Here is a 19,935-nt window from a genome sequence, read left to right as displayed (position 1 = left end):
GGGTTAAGCAAGCCCCTTCATCACGCGGGCAACATGGCCAGTGGCCTTCACGTTGTACATAGCCTTGCCGATGGTGCCATCTTCTTCCACCAAGAACGTCGAACGGATAACACCCTGGACGATCTTGCCGTAGTTCTTCTTTTCACCAAACGCGCCGTAGGCAGTCATCACAGACTTATCCGGATCCGACAACAGCGGGAAGTTGAGGTCATGGTCCTCGCGGAACTTCGCCAGCTTTTCTGGCTTGTCCGGGGAAATGCCCACAACCTCAATACCAAGGTCATTCAGCTCGCCCAAAGAATCGCGGAAATCGCAGGCCTCCTTGGTGCAGCCTGGAGTATTCGCGCGCGGGTAGAAGTAGACCACAACGCGCTTGCCAGCGTAATCGCTCAAAGAAACAGTGTTTCCGGCGTCATCGCTCAGCTCAAAAGCAGGGGCGGTATCTCCAACGTCCAAACGAGTTGCTTCAGTCATGATAACAACCATACATTGCTCCCCGGCCGCACTTCCGGCGCTCGGGCAAGACGCGGACAAGACACAGTTAACCCAAGTCATGCACGCAGGTACACGTGCACTGTAGACTGTCCAACATAAAAGTGAACTTTTCAGCAATTCAGGAGTTTTAACGTGGCACGCACTATTGACGACATCCAGCGCGACATCGAGCGCACCCGCCGCCAGCTGGCCGGTACTTTGGATGAGTTGGCAGACCGCAGCAAGCCGCAGAACTTGGCCGAAGACGCCAAGCAGGCTGCAACCGTCAAGCTGCAGGACAAGAACGTGCAGATGGCCCTGGCTGGCATCGGCGTTGCTGTCGCCGGCATCGTGGCCTTCTCCGTCTTCCGCTCCCGCCGTCGTTCCAACGACCTCAAGGAGCTGCGCCGCCTCCTCGCGGAACGCCGTTAACTTCGCGACGCAGCGCTCCGTTAGCCGACGTTCCGGAGTAATCGCCTAAACGACCTTTGCCCCTGCCTCTTGCAGTTCGGCAAAGGTCTTTTTCGCGCGCTCTTCACTCACCGGCGAGCAGTATTCGCTTAACACCTCGACGTTGAAGCCCTCCTTCAGTGCATCCAGCACTGTGGCGCGCACGCAATGATCGGTGGCGATTCCGACTACCGCGATATCTTCGATGTTGCGCTCGCGTAGCCACTGCGCCAAGCCGACACCCTCGTACTCGCCTTCAAAACCGGAATACGCGGCGGTGTACTCGCCTTTGCGGAAGGTGGCGGCGAAAGGGGCATCGGAAAGCGCAGGATGCATCTGCGCACCCTCAGAATCAGCGACGCAATGCACTGGCCAAGTATCGACGAAGTCCGGGTTCTCGCTGAAATGCCCCTTCGGATCGATGTGCCAGTCCTGCGTGGCAATGACCGTCTCATACTCGGGCAGCAGCTTTGCGATGCCCGCAGCCACCTCATTACCACGGTCCGTGCCCAGCGAACCGCCTGGGCAAAAGTCATTTTGAACGTCTACAACCACTAGCGTTTGTGCACTCATGCACGAAAGCCTAGTTCTTTCCGTAGACTAAAGAGAGTGAAAACTCCGATTCCTTTTTACCTTGAAGAAATTCTCAAGCGCGTCCGCGACAACACCGACGGCGAAGTAGCCGACTACATCCCGGAGCTGGCCGAGGCCGACCCGGAAAAGCTGGGCGCTGCCATGTGTACCACCACGGGCAATGTGTATTCCGCTGGCGATGATGACGTGGAGTTTACGATCCAGTCCATCTCCAAGCCTTTTACTTACGCTCTGGCTCTGCAGGAGCTGGGCTTAGACCGCGTGCGTGAAATCGTCGGTATGGAACCTTCCGGTGAGGCTTTCAATGAGCTCTCACTGAATCAGGAAGACCACCGTCCGGTCAATCCGATGATTAACGCGGGCGCGATTGCCGTAACCCAGCTGATTAATGGCGTGGATTCGGAACCAGAAGACCGCGTGGAATGCCTACGCAAGTTCTTCTCCCGCCTGGCTGGCCGGGAGCTGCACATCGATAATGACACCTGCGCATCGGAGCTGGACCTGTCCGACCGCAACCTGTCGCTGGCACACATGCTGCGCAATTACGACATCATCGAAGATGAAGCTCACGATGCCGTGGCCACCTATACGCAGCAGTGCTCCATCGTGGTCACTGTGCGCGACCTGGCCGTGATGTCGGCGACGCTGTCCAATGGTGGCCGTCAGCCTGTAACAGGGGAGAAGATTCTCGATGCCGACGTTTGTCGCCTGACCCTGGCTGTGATGAGCTCTGCTGGCATGTACGACGGCGCGGGCCGCTGGATGGCCGAGGTCGGTATTCCCGCTAAGTCCGGTGTCTCCGGTGGCCTGATTGGTCTCCTGCCCGGCCAGATGGGTGTGGCAACCTTCTCGCCACGCCTGAATAAGGAAGGCAACTCCGTTCGCGGCGTCGATGCGTTCCGCATGCTGTCCAAGGACATGGGCCTGCACCTGATGTCTACTGAAGAGCGCTACGGTGTTGCCCCGATTCGTAACGTGGAGCAGGACGACAACCTCACCGTGTTCTTCCTACAGGGACAGCTCAACTTCAACGCTGCGGAGACCATCCTGCACGAGCTGGCCGACTTCGACTTCGACACCAGCACCGTCGTGCTGGAGCTTTCCCACGTTGCCGGCACCCACCGCATAGGCCGCCGCATGCTCAAGGAAGGCCTGCGCCGTATCCGCGAGTCTGGCTTCGAAATTGCAGTCATCGACCCGAACGAAATCTTGAGCAACCGCACCATGTCCGATGGCACCGAAGTCCCCGTCGGCGACCACGAGGACTACCAAATCAACGGCGAGACCATCGACATCCACTAAGGAAACTCGCACCGGGGCGGTAGTAGGGCAGTAGCCTACTGCCGCTCTTTTTCTTTACTTAGCCCGTGTCTGGCAACAATGCAGACACGCAAAATTCCCAGGTAGAATATTTCATCTACCTGGGATTATTGTGCGCCATCAGGGAATCGAACCCCGAACCCACTGATTAAGAGTCAGTTGCTCTGCCAATTGAGCTAATGGCGCATGCTGCAAGCTTTCGGCGTGTGCCCTGCTGTGCAACGAGATGTAACTTTAACACCCTCTTCTAAAAACTGTAAAATCGGCAGGTCATAACGTATTTCTGCAGCCATATGAACACTACATGAACTAGCAGAGGTACGTGGGGTAAGCACTAGGGGTATTTCTGGGTAACGAATGGATTAACAAGCGCGTCTTGTCTAGCCATTACGTGTAGGCAGGCGTTAGTCTGTTGTGGATATTTAACAGCCCCTCTTCCGCGACAAGAGGCCTCGAGTGTTTAATCCCCGTTCCTTCACCCGCCGGCTGCTTGCCCTGACCACTGTTACTGCAGTGGCTATCGCAGCGGTTGCTTGCACGATCGATTCTGCTGCCGAAGATCACGATGGTCAGCAGCAAGAGCAGACTGAAGAAACGACGCAGGACAAGCCGAAGGACAAGGCGCCGGAAATTTCCGTTAAGGACGGCGCCACTGACGTCGACCCATCCGAACCAGTAACCGTGACTTCCCAGGGCGAGGGCCTGGAAGAGGTCACCATGGTCAATGAGTCCGGCTATGTCGTCGAAGAAAAGCTTTCCGATGACGGCATGGAGTGGAGCACCGACGAAGTGCTCGGCTACAACCGCACCTACACCCTGACCGCCGTGGATGAGAACGGCAAGGAAAAGGACATCACCTTCTCCACTATGGAGGCCAGCGCAACTGCCGATGTCGCCTTGTCCCCCACCCCAGGTTCCGAAGTCGGCGTCGGCCAGGTCATCGCCGTGCGCTTTGGCGCCTACGTCAACGACCGTGAGGCTGCCGAGGAAGCCATCAAGGTCGAAACCTCTCCGGAAGTTGAGGGCGCGTTCTACTGGGTTAATGGCCAGGAAGTCCGCTGGCGCCCGCAGTACTACTGGGAGCCGGGCACCGAGGTATCCGTCAAGGTTGACCTCTACGGCACTGACCTGGGCGGTGGCGTCATGGGTGGTTCCGATGCGGAGACCAACTTCACCATCGGTGACCGCGTGGTCAGCATCGTTGACAATGCCACCAAGACCATGAAGGTCTACCGTAACCAGAAGCTGCTGCGCGAAATCCCGGTCTCCCTGGGCCGCGATGGCCAGTGGGATACCCCGAACGGCCGCTACATCATCGGCGATGAGCACGAGCAGCTGCTCATGGACTCCTCGACCTTCGGCTTGGCCAAAGAAGACGGCGGCTACGAGACCCTAGTCGACTACGCCACCCAGATGTCCTACTCCGGCATCTACGTCCACGCCGCCCCGTGGTCGGTCTGGGCCCAGGGCAACACCAACACCTCGCACGGCTGCATCAACGTCACCACCGAAGCAGCCGCCTGGTTCCAGGACGTCGTTAAGCGCGGCGACATCGTCCGCGTCAAAAACACCAACGGCGGCACCCTCAACCCATTAGACGGCCTGGGCGACTGGAACATGTCCTGGAAGCAGTGGTCCAAGGGCAACGCCGACGAGAATCAGTAACTAGCCCGCCGGCGCTAAGCCATTAAGGGTTGAGGTAAATCGGACCAGGGTCCTCACCTCTAGAGAGGGGTCCGGTCGAGTTTCTCGTAATGCTTACTGAAGCATCATTGCCACCAGAGCAAGTACCTGCAACTCGGCTGGAGCCGATCAAGCAACGCATTTCGTAAGTTTCACCAGTTGTGGGGCTGGTCGCGGTAATGTCGGCTGCAGGCACACCGGTGACCGTTGGATCAGGCGTCCAAATATAAAATTCAGCCGCGGCCGCAGCGCTAGCGACGTTAGCTGCGAAACCGCAGGACGTATTTTCGTTAGCACTGAAAGACAGCTGCCCAATCGTGCCGCAATTGCCGCCAACCTGGTCGGCAGATGCAGAGAGATTTAGATCAGCTGCGACGGGAGCCGGCGCGTCGTCCTGGGCTGCTTCGAAATCCTGGTCAGTATCGGAGTCGTCATCAGGTTCCGAGTCATCTTGGGAGTCATCGGGTGCGGACATGGTGCTGGTAACGGTGATGGTCTGTGGGCCATCGTCAGCATCGTCTGAGCCGCACGCAACGAGTAGGGCAGTGGAGCCAAGTAGGGCAGTGGTTACCGCAAGCGGTCGGGACAGGCGCATGAGAGTAATCCTCGTTAGGGGAGTAGAGAGATTACTAAGATTTTAGTGCTAAAAACCTGTCCTGGTATGGGAATTCGTGCTCTAGTACAGTGCTGTTCGCCACGTATGGGAGTGCGGCTAGTAGTTGAGGTACAGCGGGCCGGGGCGTTCACCGGTTACGAGCGGGCCATGTGACTGCTCAGTCAGTGAGATGTCTACGATGGCGCCATCAGCACCGGTGCAGGTGGTGCCTTTGCCGGGGGGATTAACGATGCAGTCCATTTCGTAGTTTTCACCGGTGATAGGGCTGGTTGCCGTCACGGTGGCCTTCGAGATGGGATTTGCATGACGGTCGCGCTCAACCTCGTGGAACTCGGCTTGGACAGCCGCGCTAGCGACGTTGGCGGCAAAGCCGCACGATGCGTCGCCGTCAGCGCCGAAGCGAAGTTGTCCGATGGTGCCACACTCACCTGAGATCTGGTCTGCTGGCGCAGTGAGGTTCACACTCTCTGCCACGGGTGCCCGCTCTTCTGGGGCGTCATCGGATTCTTCTTCAGGGGCGGGATCCTCTTCTGCTTCAGAGGTTTCCGTGTCTTCTTCTGCCTCGGTGGTTTCCGTCTCTTCTTGGGACTCTTCGGCAGCTGGGGCTTCGCTGGTGACGGTCGTAGTCTCGGGTGCTTCGTTGGCCTCGGGAGCATCGTCAGTGTCGTCGAAGAAACCACAGGCGGAGATAAGAGCTGCGGTGCTGACGAGGGCGGTAGTTACGGCAAGCGGTCGATTCTGGCGCATGAGTAATCCTGAAATCGGGAGCAAAGAGCTTAAGCAGAATCTTAGCGGCAGTATGTGCGCCCTGCCACAGGAGCGTGTGAATTAAGACACTTTTTGCTTTTATGTAAAAACGGTGGAGAGAAGCTCAAAGTGAAAGCTGGCTCCGGCCTCAGTTGTGAGGTCGAGTCCGGGCAACAGGCAGTAGAACAATTAGTAGTTTTCGGAACCAAGAGCTACACGAAGAGCTACATGGTCTAGATATGAGTTAACCCCCTGGGCTGTTGTAGCAGCTCAGGGGGTTCGTTGGGGTGGCTGACGGGGCTCGAACCCGCGACACCCAGGATCACAACCTGGTGCTCTACCAGCTGAACTACAGCCACCATCGCTGCTCGAAAGCAGCAGAGATAAGATTAACGCACGCTCTGGAATTTACAAAAACGCCTGGTAGGCAGCGGTTGATTCATCCTTGGCGGTGGCTGCTTCCTCGGAGGTGGGGCCCTCGTCGGTGCGGAAAATGCTGCGGCGGTAGAAGTCCAGCTCGCGGATGGATTCGATGATGTCCTGTAGTGCGCGGTGGGCCAGGCCCTTGTTGGGCTGGTGGTAGTAGGCGCGCGGGTGCCAGCGGCGGGAGAGCTCCTTGACGGTGGATACGTCAATCATGCGATAGTGCAGGGCTTCGTCGAGACGCTGCATGTAGGCGCGGATAAAGGCGCGGTCGGTGGCAATGGAATTGCCCGCCAGCGGTGCAGGGTGGGCCGGATCGCAGTGCTTGGCGATAAGTTCCAGGACAGCGTCCTCAGCATCCTTGATGGAGGTGGTAGAGGAGCGGATTTCCTTATCCAGGCCCGACTTGGCGTGCATGTTGGTCACGAAGTCGTCCATCTCGCCGAGCTGTTCCTCGGTGGCGTGGACGACCATGTCGATGCCTTCGCCCAGGATGTTCAGCTCGCCATCGGTGATGACGGCGGCGACCTCCACGATGACGTGGCGGTCTGGGTCCAGACCGGTCATCTCCAGGTCGATCCAAACCAGGCGATCGTATTTAGCGGGAATCTCATTGTCAGACATGCGGACCATTCTACGCGGTATTACCTTCCCCTCAATGGGGGTAAACCTATTGGTTATCTGTCGAAATCCTGTGGTTGAGCGGGGAATTTCTTTGACTCCAATAATCCCCGGTTGAAGGATAAATTTTCATCCGTGTTGTTGAACACTTCCAGATTTATGCGTGATTCGTCTCACCTATGGCTGTGTTCTGGGGCATGATTTTTTCATCAGCTTCTCGCACCCGTGAGTGGCGACAACTTAGGAGTTCACAGACTATGGCTGATTTCCTCGACAGTCTCAATGGCATTATCTGGTCACCCGCACTGGTGTTCTTGTGCCTAGGTGCCGGAATCTATTTCACTATCGTTACTCGTTTCCTGCAGGTCCGTTGTATTCCGGACATGATTCGCCAGCTTGCCTCTGGTGAGAAATCTGAAAGCGGCGTTTCTTCCTTCCAGTCGCTGATGATTTCCCTGTCTGGCCGTGTCGGCGTCGGCAATATTGCGGGCGTTGCCACGGCTATTGCTTTTGGTGGCCCAGGTGCAGTGTTCTGGATGTGGGCAGTGGCCCTGCTGGGTTCTGCAACCTCGTTCATCGAATGTACACTGGCGCAGGTCTACAAGGAGAAGGACCGCGACACCGGTGAGTACCGCGGTGGTCCTGCTTACTACATCGAAAAGGCGTACTCGCACACCAAGGCAGCACCTGTGATGCTGATTTACGGTGTGGTCTTCGCTGTCGCGATGATCCTGGCTACTAGCTACTTCCTGCCGGGCATCCAGGCCAACGCTGTGGCTGATGCAGTGTCCAACGCCTGGGGCATCGAGGTCGGTTGGTCCGCATTCGTTCTGGCCGGCATCCTGGCCATCATCATTATCGGTGGTGTGAAGCGCATCGCGACCTTTGCTTCCATGGTCGTTCCGTTCATGGCGGTTATCTACATCGTGGTGTCCATCATCGTGATGTTCATGAACTTCAACCAGATCCCAGAGGTCTTCGGTCTGATTTTCCGCTCCGCATTCAACCTGGAGGCTGGCTTCTCCGGCATGCTGGGTGTCGCCATCATGTGGGGTGTTCGCCGCGGTATTTACTCCAACGAGGCTGGCCAGGGTACCGGCCCGCAGTCCGCAGCAGCAGCTGAGGTGTCCCACCCGGCTAAGCAGGGCTTCGTCCAGGCCTTCGCGGTCTACATCGACACCCTGTTTGTCTGTTCTGCAACCGCGTTCATGATCATCTCCACCGACATGTACACCGTCTACCGCGGTGAGTCCGAAGACGGCGAAGTCGTCTACCCAGGCTCCCTGCCAGAAGGCGTTGCGGTTGGCCCGGGCTATGTTCAGAACGGCCTGGATTCTGTTGCTTCCGGTGTTGGCCCGACCTTCGTCGCACTGGCTATTGCATTCTTCGCGTTTACCACCGTGCTGGCGTACTACTACATGGCAGAGACCAACCTGACCTACTTCAACCGTTGGATTAAGTCCCACGGTCTGCGCCGCGCACTGGTCTGGATCCTGCGCGTCCTCATCATTGTTTCGGTCATCATCGGTGCAACCACCACCCCGGGTGCTGCATGGACCCTCGGCGATATCGGCGTGGGTGCTACGGCATGGCTCAACATCATCGCCATCCTCATCCTGCAGGTCCCGGCGCTGAAGGTGCTGCGCGACTACGAAAAACAGAAGAAGGCTGGCAAGGACCCGCAGTTCGATCCTGCTGCAGTAGGAATTAAGAACGCGAACTTCTGGGAAGAGCGCGAAAAGAACCGCCGCGCTTAACTCATCTTCGAGTAGAAGCTGCCCACCAACGGTGCAATCACCGGGGTGGGCAGTACCTGTCCCAGGGTGTTCATTGCCTTAGACAGAGGTCCCGGCACTACGCGGCGCTGGTTCTTCTCCATCGCTGCCAAGGTTTCCTGCGAGCAGGACTCATAGGTGGTCCAGAGGAAATCAGGCACCACCTTATCGACGATGGACTGTTCTTCTTCCGGAACCACCGCATCGCGCACTGGGCCAGGGGCTAGCAGGGTACAGGTCACGCCTGTGCCCTTTAATTCGTAGTGCAGGGCCTCAGTAAAGGCATTCACACCGGCCTTGGTGAAGACGTAGGTGGCGTTATTAGGGATGGAGACGTTACCTGCAGCAGATCCCACATTGCAGATGGCACCGCGACGACGCGGCAGCATCTGATCCAGTGCCGCACGGGTCAGGCGGTGCACCGCAGTGCCGTTGAGTGCGAACTGGTTGGTTTCATACTCCCAGTCCTGGTCCATGAACTTGCCAAAGCTAGCGATGCCAGCAGAGTTAATAATGATGGAAATCTCCCGCTCGGCCATCAGCTCAATGACACGGTCGACGTCCTCGGCCTTGGACAGGTCAGCGGGGAAGGCGATGGCGTCGATGTCGTGAGTGCGCTTGAGGTCATCGGCAAGCTGCTCCAGCACTTCCCGACGCCGCGCAATCAGGATCACGTTGTGACCACGGGAGGCCAGGTCCTTGGCCATAGCCTCGCCGATGCCTTGGGAAGCACCGGTAATCAGCGCGTAGGAATTGCGGGTGGGGGAGGGCAGTCCATTCGAAGTAGCCATGAATTCTTCCTTAATATGTGTGCGTCTAACTCAGGCGCCCAGCTTAGACGACTGCCCTGGGGCTCGTTATTGCAGCGGCCCGTATCCCATGAATTGCTTCCACAACTGCCACTCATCTTCTAAGGCTTTGTGCTTGTCGGGGTGGGAGCAGTGGCCATCGATAAGCCATGCATCCTGGGTGCGGATGCCATTGTCGAAGAAGAGAGCGGCATGCCCATCGGCACCGTAGCGCAGCACCGGAACCAGGTTGAGGCCATCGAAAGACAGCGCTGCGTTGGGACGCACATCCAAACCGGCAATCGCTGCCAGCGTCGGCGCCAGGTCAAGCGGGGAGACCAACTCAGCAGACTCGCCGTCTTCAGCAACACCAGGCCAGTAGATATAAAGCTCGCAATCGCCTGTGGCCAAGCCGGTGGCAACGGCAATAACGCCGCTGTCAGGTAAGGAATCCGGCTCTTCCAGCAGCCGAAAGGTCGGGCCCTCGGTATCCAGGCCCTCGGTGGTATGCCATCCTGCGTTGGAAAAAATTGCAGAAATTGTCGTTAATGCTTCGCGCTGCGGGTACTGACCAGTCAACGTGGCGCGGCGATTACTGGGATAGTCCGGACGCGGCGCGAAGGTGCGGGTGAAACGCTTGCCATGCAGGGCCAACGATGGTGTTCCGCTAAACGTTGCGAGCGTGATTTCTTCTGGCATGACTTCTCCTTAATTCAGTATCCAGTGTAGGCCTGACCTGCAGGCATGTCTCTACGTAGGTTTTAGGTGCGGCGAACATTAATAATCACTGAACTATTATTGTATTTTTACTGAAAGCTATAAGGTTCCATTAAGGGTATCTGTATATTTTTAGCTGTTGTCTATAAAATGTAAAGCCCTGATTGGTCTACCTTTCGTGCGGCGGCAGACGGCAGCCGTGAAGAGGGGATTGTGGGCGTAAATATGCACAGCAATCGCAAGATCAAGCCAGTCTGGTGGGTCATCGTGGCGATTATCGCCATCGTAGGACTCGTCATCACCCTGGCTCCTGTGGCGACCTCACATCAGTCCGGGCCAGACCGTTTCCGTTTGGGAATTGATCAGGTGATCACCGGAACGGGCCCGAATGGACAACCGACCGAGACTAAGGCGAGCGCGACTAACCGCCAGCCTCTTGGTGTTGGCGATGGCGGCCCGCTCAATGGCGGTGGCGCGCTGAACCTGCGCTACCGCGTGAACTTCACCTGTGACGTTCCACCGCCAGGCCAGACGAACTGCGCCGGTGCGAAGATTACGATGAAGATCCCGGACGCAGCCTACCGCTGGGATTCCGACCTGCAGCCCGGCGTCGAAGGACGCCTTTTGCAGCAGCCATCCTTCGAGCTGCGCACCGGCGACAAGACCTACTTCACTTCCGAAATCGACGAGGTTAACCGCACCGTGACGTTGACGGTGACCGAGGGCTGGACCAGCACCTCGGCCGTCGGCTACGTCAATTTCCCCACCTCCGTGCATGCCTCTATCCCTGGCACCGAAGAACTGCCGGTCGAGGCAACACTGGGTGACACTGAGCGGGAATTCACTACCTTCGCTTACACCTATGGCGAACCGAAGCCGACCGTATCGAAGACGAAGAACGTCAACGACGTCAACTGGGTACGTCCAGGCGAGATTTTTAGCTTCTCTCTGCTTGCTAACCGCGACAAGGCACAGGGCACCCAGGCAGTCGACGGAGTGCTCGTCGATAAGCTGCCTCCGGGACTGAAGTTCCTACAGTTCAACGAACGCCCCAACATCTCCAACTACAGGCTGTCGCGTACGGGTGAGACCTTACGCGTCGAGCCGAGCTACGACCCGGACACGCGTGAGATCCGCGTGGTGATTCCGGAGGACTTTGCGGCGCACTACGTGCGTGTGCGCAATATCGGTATCGACGTGTTGGTGCAGGTCGAGGACGCCGAAACACTGAATGAACTGGGTATTACCCACAACACCGTTATTAACAACACGGTCGACTTTGAGTGGACCTCAATCGATGACCAACAATCCGGCACTGTGACCGCGAACCAAGGCGTTCGCTTGTACAACCCGGTCAACCCGGGGTCGGGCACAGTCCAGAACAACAAGCGACTGGGAAGCAACAGAGAACCAGTGTCGGAGGCGATCTCCGATCGCAGTTTCATCCATGACTTCTCCAACCCGACCGCGGGTGCGGACCTTGAGGTCGCGGATATTCCGCAGCGGTGGGCACGCAACGATAGGGTCACGTTCTCGCCAAGAGTCATTCAGCTGCGTGGCTTCCCGGTCAACTATGAGCAAGATTCCGACGGCCGCTGGGTTCCCGCACCCAAGCAGGGACTGACCACCGTCTTCACCTACGACGACGAAACGACGCGCGAGGTCCCGGCCGAATACACCGCTGAAAATGACTGGTACGTGTTCACTAATCCGCGCGCTGATGAGCATCCGCGGGTTCGCGTCACTAAGACGCAGATGAAGATCCCGAATGCCCTGGCTGGTCGCTACAGTGCCACGATCATCACGGACGCTGTGACTTCCTCTGGCATGCCGGCAAACTACCGTCCACAAAACTGCGCGGAGTACCGCATCAACGGGGTGTTGCAAAACCGGACTGGCGCTAGTACTCCGAACTCCCCTGTCACCCGCAGCTGCGTTGACCTGCCAATCACGACAACTTCGCCGGACCCTTGGGTCAACATTGGCGACGGCCCGGCTGGTCAAAATTTTGAAGGCAACCGCGAGAACCTGCTGGCAAGTCTCAAGCCGGACGGCGAGCGCGGCCCCGGTGTGCCTCAGGCGCGCATCAGCTTCGGCCTGCACAATTCCGGCCCTAACGCTGGTGCGGCCGATCCGGTGGCGTACCTGACCACGCCTCCTGGTCTGATGTTGAACCCCGACTCGGTGCAGCGCCGTAACCCTGGCAATAACGCGTGTGTCCTTAACACTGAGGACCTCATCATCACGAACGCTGGCGCATCCCCCAACGGCGGACACCGCTACCGCATCGAGCTTAACGAAGAGACTAAGCCGGACGGCCTGCCGGTGGTTTCCCGTGTGTCCAACCCGACAGCTGCCCGGCTGAATGAATGTGGTTTTTCCATCCAGGTATTGCGCGATATGGACTCTGACGTGCAGCTAATGGGTGGTAACTACACCAGCGCTAATCTGACCGAACGCCTGTCCGCGTTCGCCATCACGGTTATGGAGCGCAACCAAGACGAGTACCTGCAGACCAAGGAACAGAACCTGCGCGACACTTACGGTGTGGTCCCCCGCTCGGACTACCCAGCAGGTGTAACGCAGGCACCAAAGGTGCACCAGGCAACCTATGGCGTGACTATCCCGGCCGTTAACGCCCGCGTGGTCCGCAAGGAAGTCAAGGGCGACCGCGACGATCACTGGAAGACCCAGGTGGACTGGAGCACGTGGACTCACCCGTTCGGCGACGAGAACAACCCAGGCTTCTGGAATGACTCCGTCAACCGCAATAATCACTTAGGCATTGGTGCAGAAACCGTCCAGTATCGCCTCAGCGCTGGCACGGAGGGCACCATCCCGCTTAGCCAGGCCTACCTGTATGACTTCCTGCCAAGCAATGATGATCTCAGCCGCGGCAGCAAGACTGGTTCGAGCTACGAGAACCAGCTTGAATTGGACAACAACCAGTTCCCGCGCAATGGCCTGATCCCTACCTTGGCCGGTCCGGTGGTCCCGGAAACGTTGCCGGAAGACCAGGTCCGCATTGAGTACTCCCGTAGCTCGAATCCGTGCCGCCCGAATCTTCCTGACGTTGACTCAACAGGATGCGATCCCAACTGGCTGAACAAGGAAGCAATCGGCGACGATTGGGCTTCGGTGAAGGCCATCCGCATCGCTTTCGAACACGGCGTGGACCGTGTGCATGACTTCACGTACACGATGAATATGCCGGATACGTCCACGCGTGACGGCGAGCCACTGCGTCGTTCCGACGTGGCCTACAACTACGTGGCGTTCGACTCCTTCCAGGGTAATGCCCGTATGGAACCGCTCGGCCCATTCATGACTGCCGCGCGCTTCAACCCGACGGTATCGGTGAACAAGGAAATCGACCTGGATGAAGAGCGTGCCGAAGAGCTTGGTCCGAACGAGCTGCCAAGCTACACCGCCGGCGAGGAGGTTAGCTTCCTTATCCACGCCCGCAACATCTCGACCCGCTACGTCGCAGAAGACGTCGAGGTCGTCGACCGCATGCCGAAGCAGCTGGAATTCCTGCGCGCCGAGCTGATTGACCCGAACAACAACAATGCGGTTATCCGCGTACTCGGCGAGGATGAGTTCCACTTCGACACCGAGGACGAGAGCGTCAACCTCTACGACTGGGAAGTCGGCGATCTGCAGCCGCGTGAGCAGGCACATCTGCGCATTGTGACCAGGCTGCTGCCACCAGACGAAGGTGCGACGTCTGGCGAGACCACAAACTTCGCGCGCATCTCTACTCAGGATTCTTGGGATCCAGATGAGCCAGAAGCTGCTGAGTGCACCCCAGATCCAAACAGCACCGATGCATGCGACGGGGTTGACCTACAGCTCGACGCCCGCGATGGCGTGATTTCTGGTACCTACTTCCGGGACGCCCAGGCGGGCAATGCGGATGGTGCCAATATCCTCGACGGCGATGATGCTCGCATGGGCGGCCAGAAGGTCATCCTGCAGGTTGTGGACTGGAACGAGGGTGACCCAGCTCCGTTCGTCACTGCCAATGGTGAGCCGGTGCTTAACGACGATGGCTCCTTCGCCACCGAGATCGAAACGACCACGGACGCCAACGGCAACTACGCCTTTACCCGCCTGATGCAAGGCACCTACCGGGTTGTGTTTGAAACCCGCGACGGATTGCCTTTCGTCGAACCACTCGTGGGCAACGATCCACTGGTGGATTCCGATGCTGCTACCCGCGTTGATGGCGACCCGAACCGTCTGCGTACGGGTGATATTGAGCTCCGTGCCGGTGATAACCGACCGGGCTACAACGCCGGTGTGCGCGGCGAAGCCGGCACGATTAGCGGTAAGTTCTGGTACGACCGCGACGAAGACGGCTTCCAGCAGGACGGCGAGGGTGAAGTCATCGCCACCGAAGATGTCATGGGGGATCCTGTGACCGTGGAACTGCTCAAGGATGGCGAAGTTGTCGCCAGCCAGGAAGTCACCGACGGCACTTATTCCTTCTCCGGCCTGGAGCCGGGCAACTACCAGGTGCGCGTGGTCGATCTGTCTGAAGGCTGGAGCATCACCGACAACCCACGCGGCCACGACGGCAACCTCGTGGAGGCCGAAATCGAGGACAACTCCACCGGTTCTTCCGATGTCATCGAGATGGACTGGGGCGTGACCACTGAGCGCGACGTGCCAGTGGTGGACACTGCCTCCTTGTCCGGTGTGGTCTACCGCGAGAATGACCGCAATGGTCGCGTCGAAGAGGGCGCTGCAACCGTTGCCGGTGCGATCGTCTACCTGCTGGATGAAGAGGGCAACTTCGTTGTCCGCAACGGCCAGCTGGCCGCAGCAGTCACCGACGCCAATGGTGCCTACAGCTTCGAAGGGCTGACCCCGGGCACCTACGGCGTGCAGATTCAGCCACCACGCGGTTACGTTCTGTCCGAGCAGGCCGGCGGTCTGGACAACCTGGACGCTGAGTACCTCTCGGATGTCGACCCAACCGACGGTCGCCTCACCGGCATTGAACTGTCAGGTTCTGAGAACCAGGTCAACGTCGATGCTGTGGTCAACAATCGCCTGAGCATCTCCGGCACGGTCGTCAATGACGCTAATGCCGATGGTCTGCTCGACGAGGGCGAAGGCAGCTACGCCAACATCCGCGTCGTACTGACCGACCAGAATGGCGAGCCAATCGAGGGCATCGATGCTGTTCAGACTGATGAGCTTGGTAACTACGCCTTCACCGATATTCCTGCCCGCGCAGGCGGCTACCAGGTGCAGTTCATCAGCCCAGAGGGCACGGTGTTCTCCCCGGTTCAGACCCGCGGCGACATCACTGAAGAGGGCCGCAACGACGCCAACGCCGACGGCTTCACCCGCACCATCCGCGCCGTTGCTGGCGAGGACAAGCCGAACGTTGATGCTTTCATCAACAACCAAGGCTCTATCACCGGCCACTTCTACCTCGAGCGCGACCGCGACGGCATCGTCGACGCAACCAACGAGCGCATCGATGAAGTTCGCGTGTCCACCATTGTCGGCGGTGAAGAAGTCTTCGCCACCGTCAACGAGGACGGCACCTTCGCCTTCACCGGTCTCCCGGCCGGCGACTACGACCTGACCTTCCACATCCCAGCTGGCTACCGCATCTCCGCACACGCCGGCGAGGAGCAGGAGCTTACCGACGGCCTGCGCAACGACATGCCAGAAGATGGCATCATCCGAGGCGTAACCGTCACCGCAGGTGAGACCGTAGAGAACGTCGACCTGGTCGTCCACCGCGTCGGTGGTGTGAGCGGTACCGTCTACGTCGAGTCCGACCGCGATGGCCGCGTCGAGTCCGATGCACCAACCCTGCCGACTGTGCTGGTTGAGTTGCTGGACGAGGACAACAACGTCATCGACTTCACTAGGACCGATGACAACGGCAACTACGAGTTCACCAATGTTGTGGCCGGCGACGGCTACCGCGTCCGCATCACGACGCCGGAGGGCTACCACCTGTCCGCACAGGCTGGAGATGCCGACGACATCACCGCTGAAGGACTCAACGACGTGGCGCCGAACAACGGCACCACGCCTGCCTTCGAGGTGACTACCGGCGCTATCGTCGAGAACGTCGACGCAGTCGTGCACCAGCTTGGTGGCCTGTCGGGCCGCATCATCGCTGAGTCCGAGCGCGACGGCATCATCGAAGATGACGAAGCTATCTCCGGCGTAGCCAATATCGAGGTGAGCCTGCTCGACGCGGCCGGCAACCCTGTCACGGATGATGAGGGCAACCCTGTCACCACAACTACCGACGAGAACGGTAATTACGCTTTTGCCGGTCAGCTGGCTGGTGACTACCAGGTTGAGTTCACCATGCCGGATGGCTACCGTTCCTCGCCGACTACCGGAGACGAAGACAACGTCACCGAGCCGAATCTAAACGATTTCGCTGCTGCAGAAGGAGCGAACAACTACCGCGCTACCGTGACGGTAAGCCCCAACGAGACTGCCGAGAACATCGACGCAATTGTCTACGGCGTCGGTGCAGTCAGCGGTACCGTCTACGTCGAATCGGATCGCGATGGTCAGGTTGAAGCAGACGCTCCAACCTTGGAAGACGTCAAGGTTGAGCTGCTCGACAGTGAAGACAATGTCGTCGCTGAGACCATGACGGATGAAAACGGTGCCTACGAGTTCACCGATGTCCCAGCCGTTGCTGGCTACACGGTTCGCATCACGCCGCCGGAGGGATACCATCCATCCGCGCAGGCTGGCGATGCGGACAACATCAGTGGAGGACTGCTTAACGATGTCGACCCAGAATTCCTGACCACCGCAGAGTTCGAGGTGACCACTGGTTCCACCGTCGAGAACGTTGATGCAGTGGTTCACCAGCTGGGTGGCATTTCCGGTCGCATCATCGCTGAGTCTGAGCGCGACGGCCGCATCACCGATGGTGAAACCACGATCGGAGTCGAAGGCGTCGTAGTGCGCCTGCTCGACGCCGAAGGTGAACCCGTCACCGACGAAACTGGCAACGCCATCACCACCCGCACTGACGCCGAAGGAAATTACTCCTTCGGTGGCCAGCTCGCTGGTGACTACCAGGTTGAGTTCGACCTGCCGAGCGGCTTCCGACTCTCGCCAACAACTGGTAGCGACGACGTCACTGAGTCCGGTCTGAACGACTTCAGTGGAGAAGACGGCGAGACCACAGTCCGGGCGTCTGTGACCGTGGCTGCAGGTCAGAATGCTGAGAACGTCGACGCAATTGTCTACGGTGTCGGCGGAGTCACCGGCACCCTGTGGCAGGACGATAACTCCGACGGCACCATCGACGCCGATGAGTCTGAGCGCTTTAGCGGCGTGACCGTGCAGCTGGTCGATGCTGCAGGTGATGTTGTCGCTGAAACCACGACCAATGAAGACGGCGAATACTCGTTCAACGGCATCCCGCAAGGCGAGTACACGCTGCGCATCGGTAACCCGGAGGGTGAGTTCGAGCAGACTTCCGACCCGGTCAGTGGAACCGATAACCCATCGCGCGAGGTAACTGTGACGATCGAGTCCGGTGAGACTCAGGAGGGACAGGACTTCGGCTTCCGCGAGGTTGCAGAAGAGCCAAGCGAGACCGAGGACCCGCCAGTCCCGCCAACGGATCCGAGCGAGCCTTCTGAAGAACCGACTGAACCGTCGACTACTGAGGAGTCCACGGAACCTTCGGAGCCAGAAGAGCCTACCGAACCGACTTCCACCGAGGAATCCAGCGAGCCAGAGGAGCCGACGGAACCAACGACGGAACCTGAGGTCGAGGATGCGACGATCTCCGGTACCATCTGGCGCGACGATAATCGCGACGGCACCATCGATGACGGTGAGCAGCGCCTGTCTGGTGTTGTGGTTGCGCTTGTCGACGACAACGGCACCGAAGTGCAGCGCGTCACCACTGGCACTGATGGTGGCTACCTCTTCGAGGATGTTGAGCCTGGTCAGTATCGTGTGGTCGTTGTAGACGGACCGGAAGACTTGGTGCTGGTCTCTGACTACGACCCAAGTGATGGCTTGAGCAATGAGCAGTTGATCGAGGTTGAAGCCGGCGACGAATTCGACGGCCTGGACTTCGGTTATGCCGAGCCAGAACCTGTAGTCATTCCGCCTGCTGGTTTGTCTGGAGTGATTTTCCACGACACCAACCGCGATGGCGATAAGACTATGGAGCCAGGAATCGCAGGTGTCACGGTGACCGTCTACAACGAAGATGGTGAGGTCGTTGCCACGCTGACTACCGACGAGTTCGGCCAGTACAGCGTCGGCGACCTGGAACCAGGTACCTACCGCGTGGTCGTGGAGTTCCCGGATGGCTTCGACGGACAGTCCGCAGATCCGGACGGTCCTGTCAGCACTCAGGCTCTCGAGTACGAGATCACTCTGGAATCCGATGAGGTTGCAGAAGGCATTGACTTCGGCTTCGTTACCGACGAACCAGAGGAGCCGATCGTCCCGCCGACCACGGATCCGAGTGAGCCAACGGAACCGACCGAGACGACGGAGCCGAGTGAAACTACGGAGCCGAGTGTTCCGGTTGAGCCGACCGAGCCGTCGGAGTCTGAGGAGCCGACGCAGCCATCTGAGTCGACTGAACCGACTGAGACGTCGGGTGTGGTGCCGGGTGATGAGCCGGAGGCATCGGAAAGCGATGCGCCGGTAAGCCCCGCACCGGTCGCGCCGGGTGAGTCTGGCGGCAGCCCGCAGCAGGGCGGTGGTGCTTCTGACGCACCGTCTGCTGGTTCGGATGCACAGGATTCCTCGTCGGGAGGCATCCTGGCTGAAACTGGTGCCAACGTGCTGTGGCTTGCCCTGGCAGCGCTGCTGAGTATTGCAGCTGGTTTGTTGCTGGTGACGAAGCGTCGTAAAGATGCTTAAGGCTTAAGCCGCGCACGACATAGCGCCCCTTCTACTGGAAACAGTGGGAGGGGCGTTCTGCGTTCTACAGCGATGTCCGGGGCCCTCGCTACTATGCCGGATGAAAGAGGCTGTGTGTAGGAAGGGAAAGTGACATGGATAGACAGAACTTGCCGGAGTATCGTCTCCGCGTGTGTGCGGCTATGTTGTGCCGTCGATTTTTGCATGCTTATGGTGAGCGTCTGCGGAAAGAGACAGGCCAGGACGATTCATTGGTGATTGTTCCGGCGCTACGGGATACCTCGATTGAGGAAGTGCGAGAGACCGCGGGGCGCTATTTTGCGCAAGGAGATAAGGCAGTCGTCGTCCCAGTATTGGACATGGAGAAGTCCACGGATAGTGCCGAGCTGACTGTGCTGGTCGTTTCTGGGAGTGCTGTAGGCGAGCGCGTGATTGGTTTGGAAAGCATCCCTGAATCCGGTGACATGCTGCAGGCGGTAGAGAATCTAGCGTCCGCGCAGAAATGGGGCGTGGAGAGGGTGAGCCTGCAGGATGAGGAAGTGGCGAAGGCGCTGGAGTAGTCCTACTGGGACCGTGCTTGCGCGGTAAGTTCGCGCAAATTGTGGTCAAAATGTGGTCAAAAAGTGATCAAAAGGCTCACGTTGACAAGGTTCGAAGGGGGTAAAACCCCTTCTGACCTGGGTGCCCCCAGCAGGATTCGAACCCGCGACCAATGGGGTAGAAACCCACTGCTCTAATCCACTGAGCTATGGAGGCGTGCGGCTATGCATTCTAGTCCAGACGGCCGTGATGGTGATAACTCGGTTAGCTTTAGGTTTGCCTATACCAGGGG

General features: G+C 58.6%; 13 protein-coding genes and 3 tRNA genes. 6 read left to right on the top strand and 10 right to left on the bottom strand.

Annotated features, from left to right (window positions below):
* Nucleotides 1-3: 3 nt before the first annotated feature.
* Nucleotides 4-474 (bottom strand): thioredoxin-dependent thiol peroxidase, encoded by a 471-nt coding sequence (bcp, locus tag UL81_RS08990; RefSeq protein ID WP_035105951.1) that lies wholly within the window; start codon nucleotides 472-474, stop codon nucleotides 4-6.
* A 153-nt stretch (nucleotides 475-627) separates the two neighbouring features.
* Here bcp and UL81_RS08985 point away from each other — a divergent pair, with 153 nt between their 5' ends.
* Nucleotides 628-906: a DUF3618 domain-containing protein gene (locus UL81_RS08985; RefSeq protein WP_035105833.1), complete on the top strand. Its 279-nt coding sequence runs from the start codon at nucleotides 628-630 to the stop codon at nucleotides 904-906.
* Nucleotides 907-951: 45 nt separating this feature from the next.
* On the opposite strand, the gene UL81_RS08980 is transcribed toward UL81_RS08985, so the two are convergent.
* Complete coding sequence (locus UL81_RS08980; protein WP_035105835.1) at nucleotides 952-1,497, bottom strand: nicotinamidase; 546 nt, start codon at nucleotides 1,495-1,497, stop codon at nucleotides 952-954.
* A 36-nt stretch (nucleotides 1,498-1,533) separates the two neighbouring features.
* Between UL81_RS08980 and UL81_RS08975 the strand changes: the two genes are divergently transcribed.
* Complete coding sequence (locus UL81_RS08975) at nucleotides 1,534-2,820, top strand: glutaminase (RefSeq protein WP_035105837.1); 1,287 nt, start codon at nucleotides 1,534-1,536, stop codon at nucleotides 2,818-2,820.
* 131 nt (nucleotides 2,821-2,951) lie between these two features.
* Here UL81_RS08975 and UL81_RS08970 read toward each other — a convergent pair.
* Nucleotides 2,952-3,024 (bottom strand) — tRNA-Lys (locus tag UL81_RS08970).
* A gap of 270 nt (nucleotides 3,025-3,294) precedes the next feature.
* Between UL81_RS08970 and UL81_RS08965 the strand changes: the two genes are divergently transcribed.
* Nucleotides 3,295-4,503: a L,D-transpeptidase gene (locus UL81_RS08965; protein WP_046453505.1), complete on the top strand. Its 1,209-nt coding sequence runs from the start codon at nucleotides 3,295-3,297 to the stop codon at nucleotides 4,501-4,503.
* A 22-nt stretch (nucleotides 4,504-4,525) separates the two neighbouring features.
* Here UL81_RS08965 and UL81_RS08960 read toward each other — a convergent pair whose 3' ends face one another.
* The 4 genes from UL81_RS08960 to orn form a co-directional block, all read right to left on the bottom strand.
* Nucleotides 4,526-5,116 carry a hypothetical protein gene (locus UL81_RS08960; RefSeq protein ID WP_035105839.1) on the bottom strand — a complete coding sequence of 197 codons (591 nt, stop codon included), beginning with the start codon at nucleotides 5,114-5,116 and terminating at the stop codon, nucleotides 4,526-4,528.
* Between the two features lie 117 nt (nucleotides 5,117-5,233).
* The gene (locus tag UL81_RS08955; protein WP_035105841.1) at nucleotides 5,234-5,884 is read right to left on the bottom strand and encodes a hypothetical protein; all 651 of its coding nucleotides are present in this window, start codon (nucleotides 5,882-5,884) and stop codon (nucleotides 5,234-5,236) included.
* Between the two features lie 283 nt (nucleotides 5,885-6,167).
* Nucleotides 6,168-6,243 (bottom strand) — tRNA-His (locus UL81_RS08950).
* 49 nt (nucleotides 6,244-6,292) lie between these two features.
* Complete coding sequence (orn, locus tag UL81_RS08945; RefSeq protein WP_035105843.1) at nucleotides 6,293-6,940, bottom strand: oligoribonuclease; 648 nt, start codon at nucleotides 6,938-6,940, stop codon at nucleotides 6,293-6,295.
* Between the two features lie 245 nt (nucleotides 6,941-7,185).
* Between orn and UL81_RS08940 the strand changes: the two genes are divergently transcribed.
* Nucleotides 7,186-8,685, top strand: a complete 1,500-nt coding sequence (locus tag UL81_RS08940) for an alanine/glycine:cation symporter family protein (RefSeq protein WP_035105844.1) — start codon at nucleotides 7,186-7,188, stop codon at nucleotides 8,683-8,685.
* On the opposite strand, the gene cmrA is transcribed toward UL81_RS08940, so the two are convergent.
* Together cmrA and UL81_RS08930 are read right to left on the bottom strand one after the other, a co-directional pair.
* Nucleotides 8,682-9,494 (bottom strand): mycolate reductase, encoded by an 813-nt coding sequence (cmrA, locus tag UL81_RS08935; protein WP_046453504.1) that lies wholly within the window; start codon nucleotides 9,492-9,494, stop codon nucleotides 8,682-8,684. The genes UL81_RS08940 and cmrA overlap by 4 nt on opposite strands.
* A gap of 66 nt (nucleotides 9,495-9,560) precedes the next feature.
* On the bottom strand, nucleotides 9,561-10,190 hold the full coding sequence (locus tag UL81_RS08930) for an alkaline phosphatase family protein (RefSeq protein WP_046453503.1): 630 nt from the start codon (nucleotides 10,188-10,190) through the stop codon (nucleotides 9,561-9,563).
* Between the two features lie 243 nt (nucleotides 10,191-10,433).
* On the opposite strand from UL81_RS08930, the gene UL81_RS08925 reads away from it, so the two are divergent.
* Together UL81_RS08925 and UL81_RS08920 are read left to right on the top strand one after the other, a co-directional pair.
* Nucleotides 10,434-19,103, top strand: a complete 8,670-nt coding sequence (locus tag UL81_RS08925) for an SdrD B-like domain-containing protein (RefSeq protein ID WP_035105846.1) — start codon at nucleotides 10,434-10,436, stop codon at nucleotides 19,101-19,103.
* Nucleotides 19,104-19,237: 134 nt separating this feature from the next.
* The gene (locus tag UL81_RS08920) at nucleotides 19,238-19,663 is read left to right on the top strand and encodes a hypothetical protein (protein ID WP_035105847.1); all 426 of its coding nucleotides are present in this window, start codon (nucleotides 19,238-19,240) and stop codon (nucleotides 19,661-19,663) included.
* A gap of 122 nt (nucleotides 19,664-19,785) precedes the next feature.
* On the opposite strand, the gene UL81_RS08915 is transcribed toward UL81_RS08920, so the two are convergent.
* Nucleotides 19,786-19,859: transfer RNA gene (locus UL81_RS08915), tRNA-Arg, on the bottom strand.
* Between the last annotated feature and the right edge of the window lie 76 nt (nucleotides 19,860-19,935).

Origin of the sequence: Corynebacterium camporealensis (genome assembly GCF_000980815.1) — a bacterium.
GTDB lineage: Bacteria > Actinomycetota > Actinomycetes > Mycobacteriales > Mycobacteriaceae > Corynebacterium > Corynebacterium camporealense.
Note: the sequence above shows the minus strand (reverse complement) of the source record. Positions and strands in the feature narration are given on the sequence as shown.

Excerpts from the sequence above, each read along its gene's own strand:
- bcp (WP_035105951.1), bottom strand. The coding sequence starts at position 474 with ATGACTGAAGCAACTCGTTTGGACGTTGGAGATACCGCCCCTGCTTTT.
- UL81_RS08980 (WP_035105835.1), bottom strand. The coding sequence starts at position 1,497 with ATGAGTGCACAAACGCTAGTGGTTGTAGACGTTCAAAATGACTTTTGC.
- UL81_RS08960 (WP_035105839.1), bottom strand. The coding sequence starts at position 5,116 with ATGCGCCTGTCCCGACCGCTTGCGGTAACCACTGCCCTACTTGGCTCC.
- UL81_RS08955 (WP_035105841.1), bottom strand. The coding sequence starts at position 5,884 with ATGCGCCAGAATCGACCGCTTGCCGTAACTACCGCCCTCGTCAGCACC.
- orn (WP_035105843.1), bottom strand. The coding sequence starts at position 6,940 with ATGGTCCGCATGTCTGACAATGAGATTCCCGCTAAATACGATCGCCTG.
- UL81_RS08940 (WP_035105844.1), top strand. The coding sequence starts at position 7,186 with ATGGCTGATTTCCTCGACAGTCTCAATGGCATTATCTGGTCACCCGCA.
- cmrA (WP_046453504.1), bottom strand. The coding sequence starts at position 9,494 with ATGGCTACTTCGAATGGACTGCCCTCCCCCACCCGCAATTCCTACGCG.
- UL81_RS08930 (WP_046453503.1), bottom strand. The coding sequence starts at position 10,190 with ATGCCAGAAGAAATCACGCTCGCAACGTTTAGCGGAACACCATCGTTG.
- UL81_RS08925 (WP_035105846.1), top strand. The coding sequence starts at position 10,434 with ATGCACAGCAATCGCAAGATCAAGCCAGTCTGGTGGGTCATCGTGGCG.
- UL81_RS08920 (WP_035105847.1), top strand. The coding sequence starts at position 19,238 with ATGGATAGACAGAACTTGCCGGAGTATCGTCTCCGCGTGTGTGCGGCT.